The organism is Micromonospora cathayae, from assembly GCF_028993575.1.
Classification (GTDB): Bacteria; Actinomycetota; Actinomycetes; order Mycobacteriales; family Micromonosporaceae; genus Micromonospora; species Micromonospora cathayae.
On record NZ_CP118615.1, the window covers coordinates 6,653,487 to 6,669,092 of the forward strand.

The 15,606-nt window shown below is 73.9% G+C and carries 12 protein-coding genes; 6 read left to right on the forward strand and 6 right to left on the reverse strand.

Features of this window, described 5'->3' with window-relative positions:
- Positions 1 to 146 precede the first annotated feature (146 nt).
- The gene (locus PVK37_RS29210) at positions 147 to 1,613 is read left to right on the forward strand and encodes an NAD(P)/FAD-dependent oxidoreductase (RefSeq protein ID WP_275031030.1); all 1,467 of its coding nucleotides are present in this window, start codon (positions 147 to 149) and stop codon (positions 1,611 to 1,613) included.
- A gap of 66 nt (positions 1,614 to 1,679) precedes the next feature.
- On the forward strand, positions 1,680 to 2,369 hold the full coding sequence (locus tag PVK37_RS29215) for a DUF4191 domain-containing protein (protein ID WP_275031031.1): 690 nt from the start codon (positions 1,680 to 1,682) through the stop codon (positions 2,367 to 2,369).
- Between the two features lie 123 nt (positions 2,370 to 2,492).
- Here the strand turns inward: PVK37_RS29215 and PVK37_RS29220 are convergent, their stop codons facing one another.
- On the reverse strand, positions 2,493 to 2,885 hold the full coding sequence (locus tag PVK37_RS29220; RefSeq protein WP_275035273.1) for an RDD family protein: 393 nt from the start codon (positions 2,883 to 2,885) through the stop codon (positions 2,493 to 2,495).
- A 335-nt stretch (positions 2,886 to 3,220) separates the two neighbouring features.
- On the opposite strand from PVK37_RS29220, the gene glnA reads away from it, so the two are divergent.
- Positions 3,221 to 4,645: a type I glutamate--ammonia ligase gene (glnA, locus tag PVK37_RS29225; RefSeq protein WP_275031032.1), complete on the forward strand. Its 1,425-nt coding sequence runs from the start codon at positions 3,221 to 3,223 to the stop codon at positions 4,643 to 4,645.
- A 225-nt stretch (positions 4,646 to 4,870) separates the two neighbouring features.
- Here the strand turns inward: glnA and PVK37_RS29230 are convergent, their stop codons facing one another.
- From PVK37_RS29230 to mptB (PVK37_RS29240), 3 genes are all read right to left on the reverse strand, one after another.
- Positions 4,871 to 5,026 (reverse strand): hypothetical protein, encoded by a 156-nt coding sequence (locus PVK37_RS29230; RefSeq protein ID WP_275031033.1) that lies wholly within the window; start codon positions 5,024 to 5,026, stop codon positions 4,871 to 4,873.
- 266 nt (positions 5,027 to 5,292) lie between these two features.
- Entirely contained in the window at positions 5,293 to 6,783 is a 1,491-nt protein-coding gene (gene mptB / locus PVK37_RS29235; RefSeq protein WP_275031034.1) for a polyprenol phosphomannose-dependent alpha 1,6 mannosyltransferase MptB, read from the reverse strand.
- A 27-nt stretch (positions 6,784 to 6,810) separates the two neighbouring features.
- The gene (gene mptB, locus PVK37_RS29240) at positions 6,811 to 8,229 is read right to left on the reverse strand and encodes a polyprenol phosphomannose-dependent alpha 1,6 mannosyltransferase MptB (RefSeq protein WP_275031035.1); all 1,419 of its coding nucleotides are present in this window, start codon (positions 8,227 to 8,229) and stop codon (positions 6,811 to 6,813) included.
- A 44-nt stretch (positions 8,230 to 8,273) separates the two neighbouring features.
- Here mptB (PVK37_RS29240) and PVK37_RS29245 point away from each other — a divergent pair, with 44 nt between their 5' ends.
- Positions 8,274 to 10,007: a hypothetical protein gene (locus PVK37_RS29245; protein WP_275031036.1), complete on the forward strand. Its 1,734-nt coding sequence runs from the start codon at positions 8,274 to 8,276 to the stop codon at positions 10,005 to 10,007.
- 48 nt (positions 10,008 to 10,055) lie between these two features.
- Here the strand turns inward: PVK37_RS29245 and PVK37_RS29250 are convergent, their stop codons facing one another.
- Together PVK37_RS29250 and PVK37_RS29255 are read right to left on the reverse strand one after the other, a co-directional pair.
- Positions 10,056 to 13,037 carry a bifunctional [glutamine synthetase] adenylyltransferase/[glutamine synthetase]-adenylyl-L-tyrosine phosphorylase gene (locus PVK37_RS29250; protein ID WP_275031037.1) on the reverse strand — a complete coding sequence of 994 codons (2,982 nt, stop codon included), beginning with the start codon at positions 13,035 to 13,037 and terminating at the stop codon, positions 10,056 to 10,058.
- Between the two features lie 5 nt (positions 13,038 to 13,042).
- Complete coding sequence (locus PVK37_RS29255) at positions 13,043 to 13,813, reverse strand: type 1 glutamine amidotransferase (protein ID WP_275031038.1); 771 nt, start codon at positions 13,811 to 13,813, stop codon at positions 13,043 to 13,045.
- A 276-nt stretch (positions 13,814 to 14,089) separates the two neighbouring features.
- Between PVK37_RS29255 and PVK37_RS29260 the strand changes: the two genes are divergently transcribed.
- A complete protein-coding gene (locus PVK37_RS29260) occupies positions 14,090 to 14,965 on the forward strand; it encodes a S66 peptidase family protein (protein ID WP_275035274.1) in 876 nt (291 codons plus the stop codon).
- Between the two features lie 208 nt (positions 14,966 to 15,173).
- On the forward strand, positions 15,174 to 15,605 hold the full coding sequence (locus PVK37_RS29265; protein WP_275031039.1) for a hypothetical protein: 432 nt from the start codon (positions 15,174 to 15,176) through the stop codon (positions 15,603 to 15,605).
- Position 15,606 lies beyond the last annotated feature (1 nt).

The window sequence follows — 15,606 nt, forward strand, 5'->3', positions numbered from 1 at the left end:
CTCCCGGCACAGTCCCGCACGTCTGCGTGTCGGGATGCTCACGTTGCGCGACAGTGTTAGATTCCGCGCGTCCCGATCACGCCTGTGCCGTCCCACCCTTCGATTCGACGGTTGCCAGCAGATGTCGAAGGTGATGAATTTATAACATGGCCACGCCGCCGCACACCGTCGTCATCGGAGCCGGACCCGCCGGGCTCACCGCCGCCTACGAGCTGACCAGGCGAAACGCCTCGGTCGACGTGTTCGAGGCCGACGATGTCGTGGGCGGGATCAGTCGAACCGTCGAGCGGGACGGCTGGCGCTTCGACATCGGCGGTCACCGGTTCTTCACGAAGGTGCCCCGGGTCGAGGAGTTCTGGCACGAGATCCTGCCGGACAGCGACTTCCTGCTCCGGCCCCGGATGAGCCGGATCTACTACCGGGGCAAACTCTTCGACTACCCGCTGCGGGCCGGCAACGCGCTGGGCAACCTGGGTGTGGTCGAGGCGGTGCGCTGCGTCGGGTCGTACGTCTGGGGGCGGCTGCGCCCGCCGAAGGACCAGAGCCACTTCGAGGGCTGGGTCTCCGCCCGGTTCGGCACCCGGCTGTACCGGATGTTCTTCAAGACCTACACCGAGAAGGTGTGGGGCATGCCGGCCACCGAGTTGCAGGCCGACTGGGCGGCCCAGCGGATCAAGAACCTGTCGCTGGCCGGGGCGGTCCGCAACGCGCTGCTGCCGAAACGCAACCAGACCGACATCACCAGCCTGATCGAGGAGTTCCAGTACCCGAAGTACGGGCCGGGGATGATGTGGGAACGCTGCGCCGAACTGGTCGCCAAGGGCGGCGGCGTGGTCACCACGAACACCTGGGCCCGTACGGTGCACCGGGCCGACGGCCGGGCGGTGGCGGTGACCGTCGCCGACCCGGACGGCGAGCGCCGGATCGACACCGACCACGTGGTGTCCAGCATGCCGATCGGTGACCTGGTGCGGGCGATGGACCCGCCGGCCCCCGAGCACGTCCGGGCCGCCGCCGACGCGCTGCGGCACCGGGACTTCCTCACCGTGGCGCTGGTGGTGCCGGCCGAGGCCGGCTTCCCGGACAACTGGATCTACGTGCACACCCCGGGGGTACGGGTCGGCCGGATCCAGAACTTCGGCTCCTGGTCGCCGTACCTGGTCCAGGACGGCTCCACCTGCCTGGGCCTGGAGTACTTCGTCAACGTCGGCGACGACCTGTGGGAGTCGAGCGACGACGACCTGGTGGCCCTGGGCACCGCCGAGCTGGAGCGGCTCGGCCTGGTCCGGCCGGGCGCGGTCCGGGCCGGGTACGTGGTCCGGATGCCGAAGGCGTACCCGGTCTACGACGAGGGGTACGAGCAGGCCGTCGAGATCGTCCGAGGCTGGCTGGCCGAGGCGGTGCCGAACGTGCACCCGGTGGGCCGCAACGGCATGCACCGGTACAACAACCAGGACCACTCGATGCTCACCGCGATGCTCGCCGCGGAGAACATCCTCGACGGCACCGGCCACGACGTCTGGGCGGTCAACGTCGAGGAGGAATACCACGAGGAGAAGGGGTCCGGGCAGCACGGGACGGGCCGGGCCGCCCCGGTGGTACCCCGCCGATGATCCTCCGCTGGTCGGGGGCCGGGCGCGGATGATCGGTCGGCGTACCCGACCACTACACTTCGCAGCATGGCGAAGCCCCAGGAGAAGGTCTCGTTCGGCCAGCGGCTGAAGCAGATCGGGATGGTGTTCAAGTTCACCGCCAAGCAGGACCGGTGGTTCGCGCCACTGACCGCCGCGGCAGTGCTGATCCCGCTCGCGCTGACCGTGGTCGCGGTCCTCAACTGGGGTTGGCTCTGGCTGCCGCTGGGCATCCTGTTCACCCTGCTCGCCGTGCTGATCGTGCTCAACCTGCGGTCGAACCGGGCGATGATGAACGCCGCCGAGGGGCAGCCCGGCGCGGCGGCCTCGATCATGGAGAGCATGCGCGGCGACTGGCGGGTCACCCCGGCGGTCAGCTCCACCACCCAGATGGACATGGTGCACCTGGTGATCGGCCGCCCCGGCGTGATCCTGCTCGCCGAGGGCAACCCGCAGCGGGTACGCGGGCTGCTCGGCCAGGAGAAGCGCCGGCTGGCGAAGGTGATCGGCTCGGCTCCGCTCTACGACTACGTGATCGGCACCGACGAGGGTGAACTGCCGGTCCGCAAGCTGCGGATGACCCTGATGCGGCTGCCGCGCAACCTGAGCGGCAAGGACGTCAACGCGCTCGACAAGCGGCTCAAGGCGCTCACCGCCCGCCCGCAGCTGCCCAAGGGCGCCATCCCGAAGAACATGCGCCCGGCCAAGGGCCAGTTCCGCCAGACCCGGGGTCGCTGACCCCGACCCGCCCGCTCCACCGACGGCGTCCCGTCACGAGGTCGACCCTCGCCGGGACGCCGTCGGCGTCTCCGGCCACCGGACCTGGACGGGGCCCAGCGGACCTGGACAGGGACGATCCGGTCAGCGGGCCGGGGCAGGGACGATGACCGCGCCCGCGAGGCGGTCGTGCATGCCCCGGCGGTGCTCGTCCATGATCAGGGCCGGCACGACCAGCGCCAGCAGCAGGCCGCGCAGCAGAGCGCGGGGGACGCCGATCCGGCCGCCGTCGACCCAGGAGAGGCAGCGGATCCGGGTGATGTACATGCCCGGGGTCTGCGAGAACAGGCCGAGGAAGAAGCCGTACTCGATGATCAGGACCAGCACCGGGGCCCAGCCGTCGCGGACCGGGTCGGCGAAGAAGTTCGACACCAGCAGGCAGAGCACCCAGTCGACGACGAGCGCGCCGAACCGGCGGCCCAGGCTCGGCGGTACGAAGGTGGGGTCGGCGGCGGGCGGCACCGGGTCAGGCGGCATGCTCACAGCAGCCAAGGCTAGCCGGGCCTCCGATCGGGCCGGCAGAGGCGGTCGACCGGCCCCGCCCGACCCGGGACGGTACCCTCCGAACGGGCCGGCGGGCGCGGTTGATCAGCGCCGCCCGGCCCGGGGCGGTATCGTCCGAACGGAGACCAGCGGCCGGCCCAACGGCGCGTCCTGTCCGCCGGACCCGACCTGTCCGGCCGTCCTCACCGGCGTGAACAGCCAGCCAGAGCGGGTCGTAACACGGCAGAAACAGTGAGGACATGGCCGAGCAACCGCCCGGCCATAGCGTCGCCAGCAGCCAGCCACCCGTGGACGTGCCAGGAGGACGTGTGTTCGCCAATCCCGAGGAACTCCTGCGATACCTCAAGAACGAGGACGTGAAGTTCGTCGACGTACGGTTCTGTGACCTGCCCGGTGTGATGCAGCACTTCAACCTGCCGGTCGAGTCCGTGGACGACGCCTTCTTCACCGAGGGCCTCGCCTTCGACGGGTCGTCGATCCGGGGCTTCCAGGCGATCCACGAGTCGGACATGCTCCTGCTCCCGGACGTCGCCACCGCCTTCATCGACCCCTTCCGCGCCCAGAAGACCCTCGCGCTGAACTTCTTCATCCACGACCCGTTCACCCGCGAGGCGTACTCCCGGGACCCGCGCAACGTGGCGAAGAAGGCCGAGGCGTACCTGGCGGCGAGCGGCATCGCCGACACCGCCTACTTCGGCGCCGAGGCCGAGTTCTACATCTTCGACTCGATCCGCCACGAGACCTCCGCGCACCAGTCGTTCTACTACATCGACTCGATCGAGGGCGCGTGGAACACCGGGCGTGAGGAGGCCGGCGGCAACCGCGGCTACAAGACCGCCTTCAAGGGCGGCTACTTCCCGGTGCCGCCGGTGGACCACTACGCCGACCTGCGGGACTCGATCGTCCGTCGCCTGGTCGACGCCGGCTTCACCGTGGAGCGTTCGCACCACGAGGTCGGCACCGCCGGCCAGTCGGAGATCAACTACCGGTTCTCGACGCTGCTGCACGCCGCCGACCAGCTCCAGCTCTTCAAGTACATCGTGAAGAACGAGACCTGGGCGAACGGCAAGACCGCGACGTTCATGCCGAAGCCGCTCTTCGGTGACAACGGCTCCGGCATGCACACCCACCAGAGCCTCTGGCTCAACGGCGAGCCGCTGTTCTACGACGAGACCGGCTACGCCGGGCTGTCGGACACCGCCCGCTGGTACATCGGTGGTCTGCTGCACCACGCGCCGTCGCTGCTGGCCTTCACCAACCCGACGGTCAACTCGTACCGCCGGCTGGTGCCGGGCTTCGAGGCGCCGGTCAACCTGGTCTACTCGCAGCGTAACCGCTCCGCCTGCACCCGGATCCCGGTCACCGGCAGCAACCCGAAGGCCAAGCGCGTCGAGTTCCGGGTGCCGGACCCGTCGGCCAACGTCTACCTGGCCTTCTCGGCGATGATGATGGCCGGCCTGGACGGCATCAAGAGCAAGATCGAGCCGCCGGCGCCGATCGACAAGGACCTGTACGACCTGCCGCCGGAGGAGTGGGGCGACGTCAAGCAGGTGCCGGGCTCGCTGCCGGCCGTGCTCGACTCCCTCGAGGCCGACCACGACTACCTGCTCGACGGTGGGGTCTTCACGCCGGACCTGATCTCCACCTGGATCGACTGGAAGCGGGCCAACGAGGTCGACCCGGTGCGCCTGCGCCCGACCCCGCACGAGTTCGCCATGTACTTCGACTGCTGACCGTCGAACCCGACCGAGGGAGCCCCGGAAGCACCGCTTCCGGGGCTTCCCCGTGCTCTCTCCCCCACCCTCCCTCCCCGCGCCCCCGCGTTGATCATGAAGTTGTTGTCCCGACACGCCGAGCCAGGTGACAACAACTTCATGGTCAACACGGGGTAGATGCCGGGGACGGGGGCCGGGTGGGCCGGGTGGGGGTGGGGGTGCATCCCGGGCGGGCGGCGGTCGTCAGTCGGTGGGCAGGGCCGCGAGCAGTTCGCGAAGCACGTCGTGCACCGGCCGGTCGGCCAGCGACGCCAGGTAGGGCCCGGCCGTGTCGTGGACCCGGCGGAGCGCGGCGTCGGCGCTGTCGTCGTGCAACGGATCGAAAATGCAATTAGACATGCATCGCAGCCGATATCCGAACGCGTACGGTCAGCGCATGTCGAAAACTGCTGAGGTAATTGCCGAATCCGAGGGCTGCGGCTGTGGACCGAGCGGATCGGGCCGCCGTCGCCGGAGCCCGTACTGCTGGTCATGGGTACGTCGACCCAGGGCATCGGCTGGCCGGACGAACTGGTCGACGTGCTCGTGGGTGATCCTCGGTATGGGGCACGGGTTCTTCTCCCCCGGCCTGCCCCGCCGCCTCGGTGAGGTCGTCCTCGGGCACCTCAGGGCCGGACGTCGGGCGGAGCCCCCCGCGCCGCCCGGGACACCGTCCTGACCAGCAGCCAGAGGACACCGGCGGTCATCAGGAGCGCGCCGGGGGCCTTGCTGAACCGGGCCAGATTGGTGCCGTCGGGCAGGGTGAGGAACGACGCCACCGCGACGGGTACCCGGAACCAGGTGGTCCGGGTGGCGCAGGTCGCCAGCACGGCGAGGGGCCAGACCGCGTACCAGGGGTGGAAGACCGGGGCCAGGGCGACGGTGGCGGCCAACGCCAGTCCGGCCCCGGTCAGCGCCGCCCGGGGGCGGGCCCCGGCCAGCCGGGCCACCCGCTGCCGGACGCCGCTGAGCCGACGCAGCCCGGACCAGGCCCGCACCCAGAGCACCACCAGCAGGACGGCCAGCAGCAGCACCGCCACCGCCCGGGTCACCGGGACCGCGTTCGGATCCCGGCCGACCAGCCTGCCGAGGTAGTCGACGGTGAACCCGACGGCGGTCGGCGGGGAGGTCCACTGTTCGGAGTCGCCGCTGCGGGTCAGCCCGCCGATCCAGCCCAGGCCGAGCCCGGACAGCGCCGAGGTGGCCAGCAGTCCGGCCGCCGCGCCGGCCAGCACCCAGCCGGCGTCGCGCAGCAGGGCCCGTACCGTGAAGATGCCGGCCACGGCGGCGAGCGCGGCGAACGGCAGCACCACCACGGCGGTGGCCTTCACCGCCACGGCCAGCCCGAGCAGCACCCCGCCGAGCAGCAGCCGGGGGCGCTGGCCGGGGTGGCGGACCACCAGCAGCAGCCCGGCCAGCAGCAGTCCCACCATCACCGCGTCGTTGTGCGCGCCGGCGACCAGGTGCACGCCGACCAGCGGGCAGGCCAGCACCAGCCAGACCGCCCGCCGCGGGGGCACCCCGGCGGCACGGGCCAGGCCGGGCAGGCAGGCGGCGGCGACCAGCACGCCCGCCACGGCGGCCAGTCGCAGCAGCACGAGCGTGCCGACCAGGCCGCCGCCGAGCGCGGCGGCGGCCCCGGCGAGCAGCACGAACACCGGGCCGTACGGGGCGGGGGTGTCCCGCCAGATCGGCGCGACGGCGTCCAGCCACGGGCAGCCGGCCGCCGCCACCCCACCGGCGTACGGGTCGCCGCCGTCGGCGTACACCCAGCCCTGGCAGGCGTACGAGTAGACGTCCCGGCTGCCCAGCGGCACGGTGACCAGCAGCGGCAGTGCCCACAGTCCGGCGGTGAGGTACGCCCAGCGGGTCGACGGCACGGTGTGCCGCAGCGCCCACCAGCCGGCGACCAGGGCGACGGTGCCGGTCAGCCAGGCGGCCAGCAGCAGTGGGCCGTGTTCGCCGCGCCAGATGCCGGCCGGGGTGACGCCGGAGGTGGACCCGGGGAAGACGCCGCCCAACCGGCCGGCCACGGCGAGCAGTACCGCACCGGCCAGACCACCCCACCGGACCGCGCGGAGCCGGGCGACAGGGATCGGCAGGTCGGCGACGGACACGGAAGCGCCCCGGTATCGGTCGGCAGGTCAGTCGGAGCGGTCGGGCACCGCAGCCGGTGCCGGCCGGGTCGACCTGGCCGAACGTACCACGCGCACGGCCACCACGATCACCAACAGCGTCATCAGCGGGGCACCGGGCATCTTGGTGAACCGGGGCAGACCGGTGCCGTCGGGCAGCACCATGAACGCCGACACGAGGGCGACCACCAGGAACCACCGGGTCCGCTGCGCGGTGGCGGCGAGCACCACCAGCGGCCACAGCCAGTACCACGGATGGAAGACCGGGGCGAGCGCGACCGTGGCGGCCAGCGCGAGCCCGGCGTACCGGAGGGCGTCGCGGGTCCTGGCCCGCCACCACAGCCAGACGAGGAGGACGACCAGCACGGCCGCCCCGACCGCACGGGCGGCGGGAAGGGCGTCGACGTGCCAGCCGAACAACCGGGCGAGGTAGCCGATCGTCTGACCGACGGCGGTGGGCGGCGAACTCCAGGCGATCGCGTCGCCGCCCCGGGCCAGGCCACCCACCCAGCCGAAGTCCAACCCGGCGACCAGGGTGGACCCCACGATCCCGAGCAGCGATCCGGCGACCACCGGGCCGCCGTCGCGCAGCAACGCGACGAGGCGGTACCCGCCGACGATGCCGGCGAGCGCGGCGAACGGGACGACGACCAACGCGGTCACCTTGATCGCTGCGGCGAGGCCGAGGAGCAGCCCACCGGCCAGCAGCAGACCGGGTTTGCCGGGGCGGGTGGCGACCACGGCGAGCCCGCCCACCAGCAGCGCGATCATCAGTGCGTCGTTGTGCGCCCCGCTGACCAGGTGGACCGCGACCAGCGGCGAGCCGAGCGCCAACCAGACCGCCCGCCGGGCGGGCACCCCGCACCGGCGGGCCAGCACCGGCAGGCAGGCGGCGGTGGCCACCACCCCGACCACGGCGACCAGCCGGAACAGTGCCACGGTCACGGTCAGTGAGCCGCCGCCCGCCTCGACCACCAGCCCGGAGATCAGCACGAACAGCGGACCGTAGGGGGCCGGGGAGTCCCGCCAGATGTACGAGATGGTGTCCAGCCAGGGGCAGGGCAGCGCGGAGACACCGTACTCGTACGGGTTGATGCCGGCCGCGTAGCTCGCGCCCTGACACGCGTACGCGTACACGTCCCGACTGCCCAACGGCGGCGCGACCAGCAGCGGCAGCAGCCAGAGCCCGACGGTGACCAGCGCCCAACGGGTCGACGGGACGGTGTCCCGCAACCGCCACCAGGCCCACGCCATCAGGCCCGTGCCCACCAGCCAGAGGGTCAGGACCAGGGGGCCGTCGGGGCCCTGCCAGATGCTGACCGGGGTGCTGCGCAGCGGCGACGTGGGAAGGGCGCCGCCGAGCACGGCGGCGCCGGCCAGCATGGCCGCACCCGCCAACCCGGTCCAGCGCTCAAGGTGGTGAGGCACGTCCGACATGGTGCCAGTACGGTGATCGCGGACATGGAGGTGGGATGCGCGGGCTTCGGGTACCGGTCGTCAGTGCTGTCGCCGCGACCGCGCTCGGCGTACTGCTGCTGGCGCTGCCCCCGATGGGTTCGGACCTGTCGGCGCAGACGGCCCGGGCCGACTTCTTCGCCGCCCACGGTCCCGCCCTGGTCGATCTGCGCTGGTACGGGGGAATCCATCCGTTCGGCTACAGCCTGGTCTCGCCACCGGTGATGGCCCTGCTCGGGGTCGGCGTGACCGGGGTGCTCGCGCTGGTCGGGTCGGCCGCCGCGTTCAGCCTGCTGCTGGTCCGGACCGGGGTGCCCCGCCCGTGGCTGGGCAGCCTGGTCGGCGTGGTCTGCATCGCCGGCAATCTCGTCTCCGGCCGGGTGACCTACGCGCTGGGGGTGGCCTTCGGGTTGCTGGCCCTGCTCGCGCTGACCCTGCCGGCACCGCGCGGGCCGCGCACCCTGCCGGCACCGCGCGGGCCGCGCACCCTGCCAGCACCGCGCGGGCCGGGTACCCGGTGGCGGGCCGTGCTGGCGGTGGCCGCGGCGCTGCTCGCGGCGGCGACCAGCCCGGTCGCCGGACTGTTCGTCGGGCTGGTCGGGGCGGCGCTGGTGCTCACCCGCAGACACCTCGACGGCCTGCTGCTCGGGGTGCCCGCCGCGCTCGTTCTCGGGCTGACCGGGCTGCTGTTCGGTGAGGGCGGCTGGATGAACATCAGCCGCACCGACACGATCCACGCGGTGACGACGAGCCTGCTGGTGGCGGCGCTGGCCGGGTACCGGCCGGTCCGGGTGGGCGCGCTGCTGTCGGCGGCGGGGGTGCTCGCGGCGGCGCTCGTGCACACCCCGGTCGGGTTGAACGCGACCCGGCTGGTGGTCATGTTCGGTCTACCGGCGCTGGCCGCCACCGCCCGGCCGCCCCGACAGGTGCTCGGGTGGGCGGCGGCCCTGCGGTCGTCCCGTCCCGGGCGCGACACGTCGTCGCGGCGTGCCGACCGCCCGCAACCGGCGCAGCGCCGGCACCGCGAGCTGCCCCGTCCGGTCGGCGCGGTCGCCCTGGCCGGGCTGCTCGCGGTCGTCTGCTGGTGGCAGCCGCCCGTGGTGACCGCGGACCTGCGCGGGGCGGGGCATCCGACCAGCGACCCGGCCTTCTTCGCCCCGCTGCGCGCCCAGTTGACCCAGCGTGGGCTGACCGGCCGGGTGGAGGTGCCGCCGACCCGGGACTACTGGGAAGCGGCCCACCTCGGTGCGGTGCCACTGGCCCGGGGCTGGCTCCGGCAGGCCGACATCGACCGCAACCCGCTGTTCTTCACCACCGTGCCGGGGGCCACCGGGACCGGGGTACGCCTCGACGCCGACAGCTACCGGAGCTGGCTGACCGAGAACGCGGTGCAGTACGTCGCCGTCCCGGAGACCGAGCTGTCCTGGGTCGGGCGCGCCGAGGCGACCCTGGTCGGCACCGGCCTGCCGTACCTGACCGAGGTCTGGTCGGACGCGCGCTGGCGGCTCTACCAGGTCCGTGACCCGGCACCGCTGGTCGGCGCACCGGCCGAACTGCTGAGTCTCGACGCCACGACGGTCACGTTCCGGTCGGACGCGGCGGGAGACGTCCCCGTGCGGGTGCGGTACTCCCGCTGGCTCGGGGCGACCGGCGGCGCGACCGTCGCCCGGGACGGCGACTGGGCCAGGGTGACCGTCCCGGGACCGGGCCGCTACCAGCTCCGCAGCCGCGACCTGCCCCTGGTCCCGTAGTCGGAGCTTTCGACCCGGCCGGGGCCAGGGTGGTCTGGCAGCGTCGGCTCACCCCTCCATGACGTGTTCCATCGCGGTCCGCGAGTGGCGGGTGACGTGCAGGTACTCGTTGAGGAACTCGCCCGGGTCGTCCGCGCCGAGCAGCCGCACCACCCCGGCCAGCTCCACCCCGTGCCGGGGCAGCTGGTCCCCGGCGCGGCCCCGGACCAGCGTCAACGCGTTGCGGACCTGCGCGGTCAGCGTCCAGCCGGCGGCCATCGCGGCGGCGTCGGCCGGGTCGACCAGCCCGGCGTCGCGGGCCGCCGCCAGCGCGCCGAGGGTCCGGGTACCGCGCAGTTCCGGCAGGTCACCGGCGTGCCGGAGCTGGAGGAGCTGGACCGCCCACTCCACGTCGGCGAGCCCGCCCCGACCGAGTTTGGTGTGGGTGGCCGGGTCCGCGCCCCGGGGCAGCCGTTCGGTCTCCACCCGGGCCTTGATCCGCCGGATCTCGACGACCTGTTCCCGGGTCAGCCCGCCGGCCGGGTAGCGCACCGGCTCGATCATCGCCTCGAACTCGGTGCCCAGGTCGGCGTCGCCGCAGACGAACCGGGCACGCAGCAGCGCCTGCGCCTCCCACACCTTGGACCAGCGGGCGTAGTACTGGGCGTAGGCGGCGAGGCTGCGCACCAGCGGCCCCTGCCGGCCCTCCGGGCGCAGGTCGGCGTCCACCCCGAGCGCCGGGTCGGGGGCCGGCATGCCGAGCAGCCGACGGAGCTCCTCGGCGATGCCGTGCGCGGCGGCACTGGCGGTGCTCTCGTCCGTCCCCGGTGGCGGGTCGTAGACGAACAGCACGTCCGCGTCGGACAGGTAGTTCGACTCGTACCCGCCGAGCCGGCCCATGCCGATCACCGCGAACCGCAGTCCGGGCAGCTCGGGTCGGCTGGCGCGGGCGATGCGCAGCGCGGCGGTGAGGGTGGCGTCGGTGACCCCGGCGAGGGCCGCGCCGACGGTGGCGACGTCCAGCGGGGTGTCCCGGGCGGCCCGTGGGGCGAGCGAGCCGGCCCGGCTGAGCACGTCGGCGCAGGCGATCCGGACCAGTTCCCGGCGGCGCAGCGCCCGGACCGCGTGGGTGGCCTGCACCGGGTCGGTGTGCCGGGCGGCGGCGGCGGTGAAGCCCTCGCAGAGCACGTCCCGTGGCCGGGGGGCCAGCGCGCTCTCCTCGGCGAGCATCCGCAGCGCCTCCGGCTCCCGGGCCAGCAGGTCGGTGGCGTACCGGGACAGCGACAGCACCCGGGCCAGCCGGCGGGCCACCGGCCCCTCGTCCCGCAGCACCCGCAGATACCACGGGGTGCTGCCCAGCTTGTCGGAGACCTGCCGGTAGTTGAGCAGCCCCCGGTCCGGTTCCGGGGCGTCGGCGAACTCGCTGAGCAGCACCGGCAGCAGGGTGCGCTGGATGGCGGCGGTGCGGCTGACCCCGCCGGTGAGGGCCTGGAGGTGCCGCAGCGCCCCGGCCGGGTCGGCGAACCCGAGGATCTCCAGCCGGTTGCGGGCCGCCTCCGGGGTCAGCCGCAGCCCGTCGGCGGGTACCCGGGCGACCGACTCCAGCAGCGGCCGGTACAGGAGTTTGGCGTGCAGCCGGCGTACCTCGGTGGCGTGGGTGACCCACTCGGCGCGGAACGCCTCGACGGCGCTGCGGCCCGGCGTGGCGGTGTAGCCGAGCGCGGCGGCCAGCCAGCGCAGCGCGGCCGGCTCGGTCGGCACGGTGTGGGTGCGGCGCAGGCCCTGAAGCTGGAGGCGGTGCTCGACGCCGCGCAGGAAGCGGTACCCGCGCAGCAGCCCCTCGCCGTCGGCCCGGCCGACGTAGCCGCCGGCGACCAGGGCCCGCAGCGCCGGGATGGTGCCCGGTTCGCGGAGCGTCTCGTCGCCCCGGCCGTGCACCAGTTGCAGCAGCTGCACCGCGAACTCGATGTCGCGCAGCCCGCCGGGACCGCGCTTGATCTCGCGTTCCAGCTCCTTCGGCGGGATGTTCTCGATGATCTTCCGGCGCATCGAGCGGACGTCGTCGACCGCCTCCGGCCGCTCGGCGGCCCGCCACACCAGCGGGGCGAGCTGGTCGATCCACTCCTGCGCCAGCGGCAGGTCCCCGGCGGCCGGACGGGCCTTCAGCAGGGCCTGGAACTCCCAGGTACGGGCCCAGCGGCGGTAGTAGGCGAGGTGACTGGACAGGGTCCGCACCAGCGGCCCCCGGTTGCCCTCGGGGCGCAGCGCGGCGTCCACCGGCCAGGCGACCAGCCCGCAGACGTGGATCAGCCGGGTGGCGATGGTGGTGGCGACCGGCAGGTCGGCCTCGTCGTCGGCCACGAAGATCACGTCCACGTCGGAGACGTAGTTCAGCTCGCCGCCGCCGCACTTGCCCATCGCCACCACGGCCAGCCGGGGCGTCGGGGTGCCCTCGGGCAGCTCACCGACCGCGATGTCGTACGCGGCGGACAGGGTGGCGTCGGCCAGCGCGGACAGCGCGGCCATGGTCTGCTCCAGGCCGCGTCCGCCGGTCAGGTCGGCCGCCGCGATCCCCAGCAGGGCCAGCCGGTACGCGGTGCGCAGCGCCGGGATCGGCTTGCCCGGCCCGAGCGGGCCGAGCCGGCCGTCCGCGGTGGGGGCCAGCCCGTCGGGCGCGGTGGCGAGCACCCGCCAGTGGCCGGGGTTGGCGACCAGGTGGTCGCCGAGCGCCGACGACGCGCCCAGCACCGCCACCACCCGCCGCCGCAGCCCCGGGTCGGCGTGCAGGGCGGGCAGCAGGACCGGCTGCTCGGCGGTACGTCGCTCGGCCTCCACGATGCGGTGCAGTTGCCGCAGCGCCAGGTCCGGGTCGGCGGCCCGGGACAGCGCGGTCAGCAGGTCGGCGGCCGGCTCGTCGGCCGCTTCCTGGGTGTCGGTGCGCCACAGCCCGAGGCCGTCCGGGCCGAGCAGGTCGGCGGCGCGGACCCCGCCGTCGTCGGCGACGCCGAAACCGTACCGGGCCAGCCGGGGTGCCCTCGTCGATCTGGTCATGCCGGTCAGTGCCCGATCAGCGGGAGGGTCGGCCGGGTGGGGGTGGCGTCGTCCAGCTCACCGAGGGCCAGCGCGGCGAACCGGGCGGCGAACGGCTGCCAGACCTCCTCGACGTCGGCCAGTACCGCCGCGCAGGCGGCCACCACCAGCTCCGGGTCGTAGCCCAGCTCGGCCAGGAGCGTCGAGTCGGTGGCCCAGTCGGCGATCATCGCGGCGTCGCACTCGATGTGGAACTGGAGGCCCCAGGCCCGGTCGCCGAGCCGGAACGCCTGGTGCGGATAGCGGGTGGAGGCGGCCAGCAGGGTCGCCCCCCGGGGCAGCTCGGTGATCTCGTCGACGTGCCACTGGAGCACGTCCGGGATCAGCGGCACGTACCGGAACAGCGGGTCGGCGTCGGCGGCGTCCCGCTTGCCGACCACACCCGGGCCTACCTCCGGCCCGGCCGGGCTGCGCTGCACCTCACCGGCGTGCGCGGTGGCGAGGAGCTGACCGCCCAGGCAGACGCCGAGGGTCGGCACCCGGTGCCGGACCGCCTTGCGCAGCAGCCCCTCCAGCGCCGGGAACCAGGGTGCGCCGGGTGTGCCGTCCGGTGTCGGGTAGGCCCGCTGGTCGCCGCCCAGCACCACCAGGGCGGCGTACCCGTCCAGGTCGGCGGGGAGGTCGTCCCCGGCGTGCGGGCGGAGCACCCGCAGCTCCAGCCCGGCCTCGGTCAGCCACTCCCCCAGTCGGCGGGGGTCGTCGGTCGGGTCGTTCTCGATCACCAGCGCGGTTGCCACGGCATCGAGGCTATCGGGTGGCCCGACCGGCACCCGACAGGCTCCGCCCCGGGTGCGTCCCGGGTGCGTCTGCGCCACAGCGGCCCGGCGGCGGCCCGTGGCGGTCGGCAGCGGCCCGTGGCGGTCGGCAGCGGCCCGTGGCGGTCGGCAGCGGCCCGTGGCGGTCGGCAGCGGCCCGGCTCCGGGTGGCGGCCGTTCCGGCTAGGCTCTGCCGCTGTGAAGGTAGCCCCCGTCGACGTGGTCCGGCCGCCGGTGCTGCGCCCGGGTGACACGGTCATGCTGGTCTCGCCGTCCGGGCCGACCCGGCCGGAACGGGTGGCCCGGGGCGTCGATCTGCTCACCGGGTGGGGGCTGCGCCCGGTGCCGGCCCCCAACGCGTACGCCCGGCACGGCTACCTGGCCGGCGCGGACGAGCTGCGGGCCGCCGACCTGAACACCGCGTTCGCCGACCCCGGGGTACGCGGGATCATCTGCACCCGGGGCGGGTACGGCGCGCAGCGGATCGTGGACGCGATCGACCTGGCCGCCGTCCGCCGGGACCCGAAGGTGGTGGCCGGGTTCTCCGACATCACCGCTCTCCAGCTGGCGCTGTGGCGGGGTGCCCGGCTGGCCGGGGTACACGGGCCGGGCGCGGCCTGGCGGGACGACCGCACCCCGCTGCGGTCGGCGGAGTCGCTGCACGCCGCGCTGATGACCACCGAACCGGTCACCGTGATCGCCGACGAGACCGAGGAGACCTTCCCGGTACGGGTACCCGGGCGGGCCACCGGGACGCTGCTCGGCGGGAACCTCTGCCTGCTCGCCGCTTCCGTCGGCACCCCGGACCAGCCCGACCTGACCGGGGCGGTCCTGCTGGTCGAGGACGTGCAGGAACCCCCGTACAAGGTCGACCGGATGCTCACCCAGTTACGCCGGGCCGGGCTGCTCGACGGCGTGGCCGGGGTGGCCGTCGGTCAGTTCACCGACTGCGCCGACGGCTGGGACACCACGGTCGTCGACGTGCTGCTGGACCGCCTCGGTGACCTGGGCGTACCGGTGCTGGGCGGCCTGCCGGTCGGCCACGGACCGGGCCAGCTCACCGTCCCGGTCGGCACCCCCGCCACCCTGGACGCGGACACCGGCACCCTGACCGTCGCCCCCGCCGTCCGCTGACCCGACCCCCCGGCCCCCGGCCGTCGGCCGACCCGACCCTCTGGCCCCCGACCGCCGACCGACCCGACCATCTCTGTCGGCTTTTCGGCTAGTTGTCCGGTTCGGCACTGCGATTCCCAGCGGAATGACAGGCTCACCATGGGTAGCCTCCAGATTCTCCGGCCACCTTCGGTCGAGGCCACCCGCACACCGAGAAGCAGGAGGAACCATGGCCAGGAAGCATCTGATCGCCGGGCTCGTGGCAGCCGGCGTACTCGGCCTGGGGGTCGCCGCGCCGGCGGTCGCCTTCGCCGAGAACAACGACCCCACGCCCAGCCCCAGCGCCAGCAGCAGCGAGGACAGGGGCACCGAGCGGAAGCAGGCGTTCGCCGAGGAACTCGCCAAGGAACTGGGCGTCCCCACCGAGAAGGTGACCGCCGCCCTGGAGAAGGTCCGTGAGCAGCACAAGGGCGACCGGCCGGAGCGGGGCGACTGGCGCGGCGGCGACGCCACCGACCGGCAGGCCGCGCTGAAGGAGCGGCTGGCCCAGGCCGTCGAGGACGGCAAGCTCACCCAGGAGCAGGCCGACGCGATCACCGCGGCGGTCGAGGCCGGGGTCTTCCCCGGCGGCGGCCACTGGGGCGGTCGCCCCGGCCGCTGAC

Coding starts and splice junctions, on each gene's coding strand:
- PVK37_RS29220 (WP_275035273.1), bottom strand. CDS start 2,885: ATGCCGCCTGACCCGGTGCCGCCCGCCGCCGACCCCACCTTCGTACCG.
- PVK37_RS29245 (WP_275031036.1), top strand. CDS start 8,274: ATGCGCGGGCTTCGGGTACCGGTCGTCAGTGCTGTCGCCGCGACCGCG.
- PVK37_RS29230 (WP_275031033.1), bottom strand. CDS start 5,026: ATGTCTAATTGCATTTTCGATCCGTTGCACGACGACAGCGCCGACGCC.
- PVK37_RS29250 (WP_275031037.1), bottom strand. CDS start 13,037: ATGACCAGATCGACGAGGGCACCCCGGCTGGCCCGGTACGGTTTCGGC.
- PVK37_RS29215 (WP_275031031.1), top strand. CDS start 1,680: ATGGCGAAGCCCCAGGAGAAGGTCTCGTTCGGCCAGCGGCTGAAGCAG.
- PVK37_RS29260 (WP_275035274.1), top strand. CDS start 14,090: ATGCTGGTCTCGCCGTCCGGGCCGACCCGGCCGGAACGGGTGGCCCGG.
- PVK37_RS29210 (WP_275031030.1), top strand. CDS start 147: ATGGCCACGCCGCCGCACACCGTCGTCATCGGAGCCGGACCCGCCGGG.
- PVK37_RS29265 (WP_275031039.1), top strand. CDS start 15,174: ATGGCCAGGAAGCATCTGATCGCCGGGCTCGTGGCAGCCGGCGTACTC.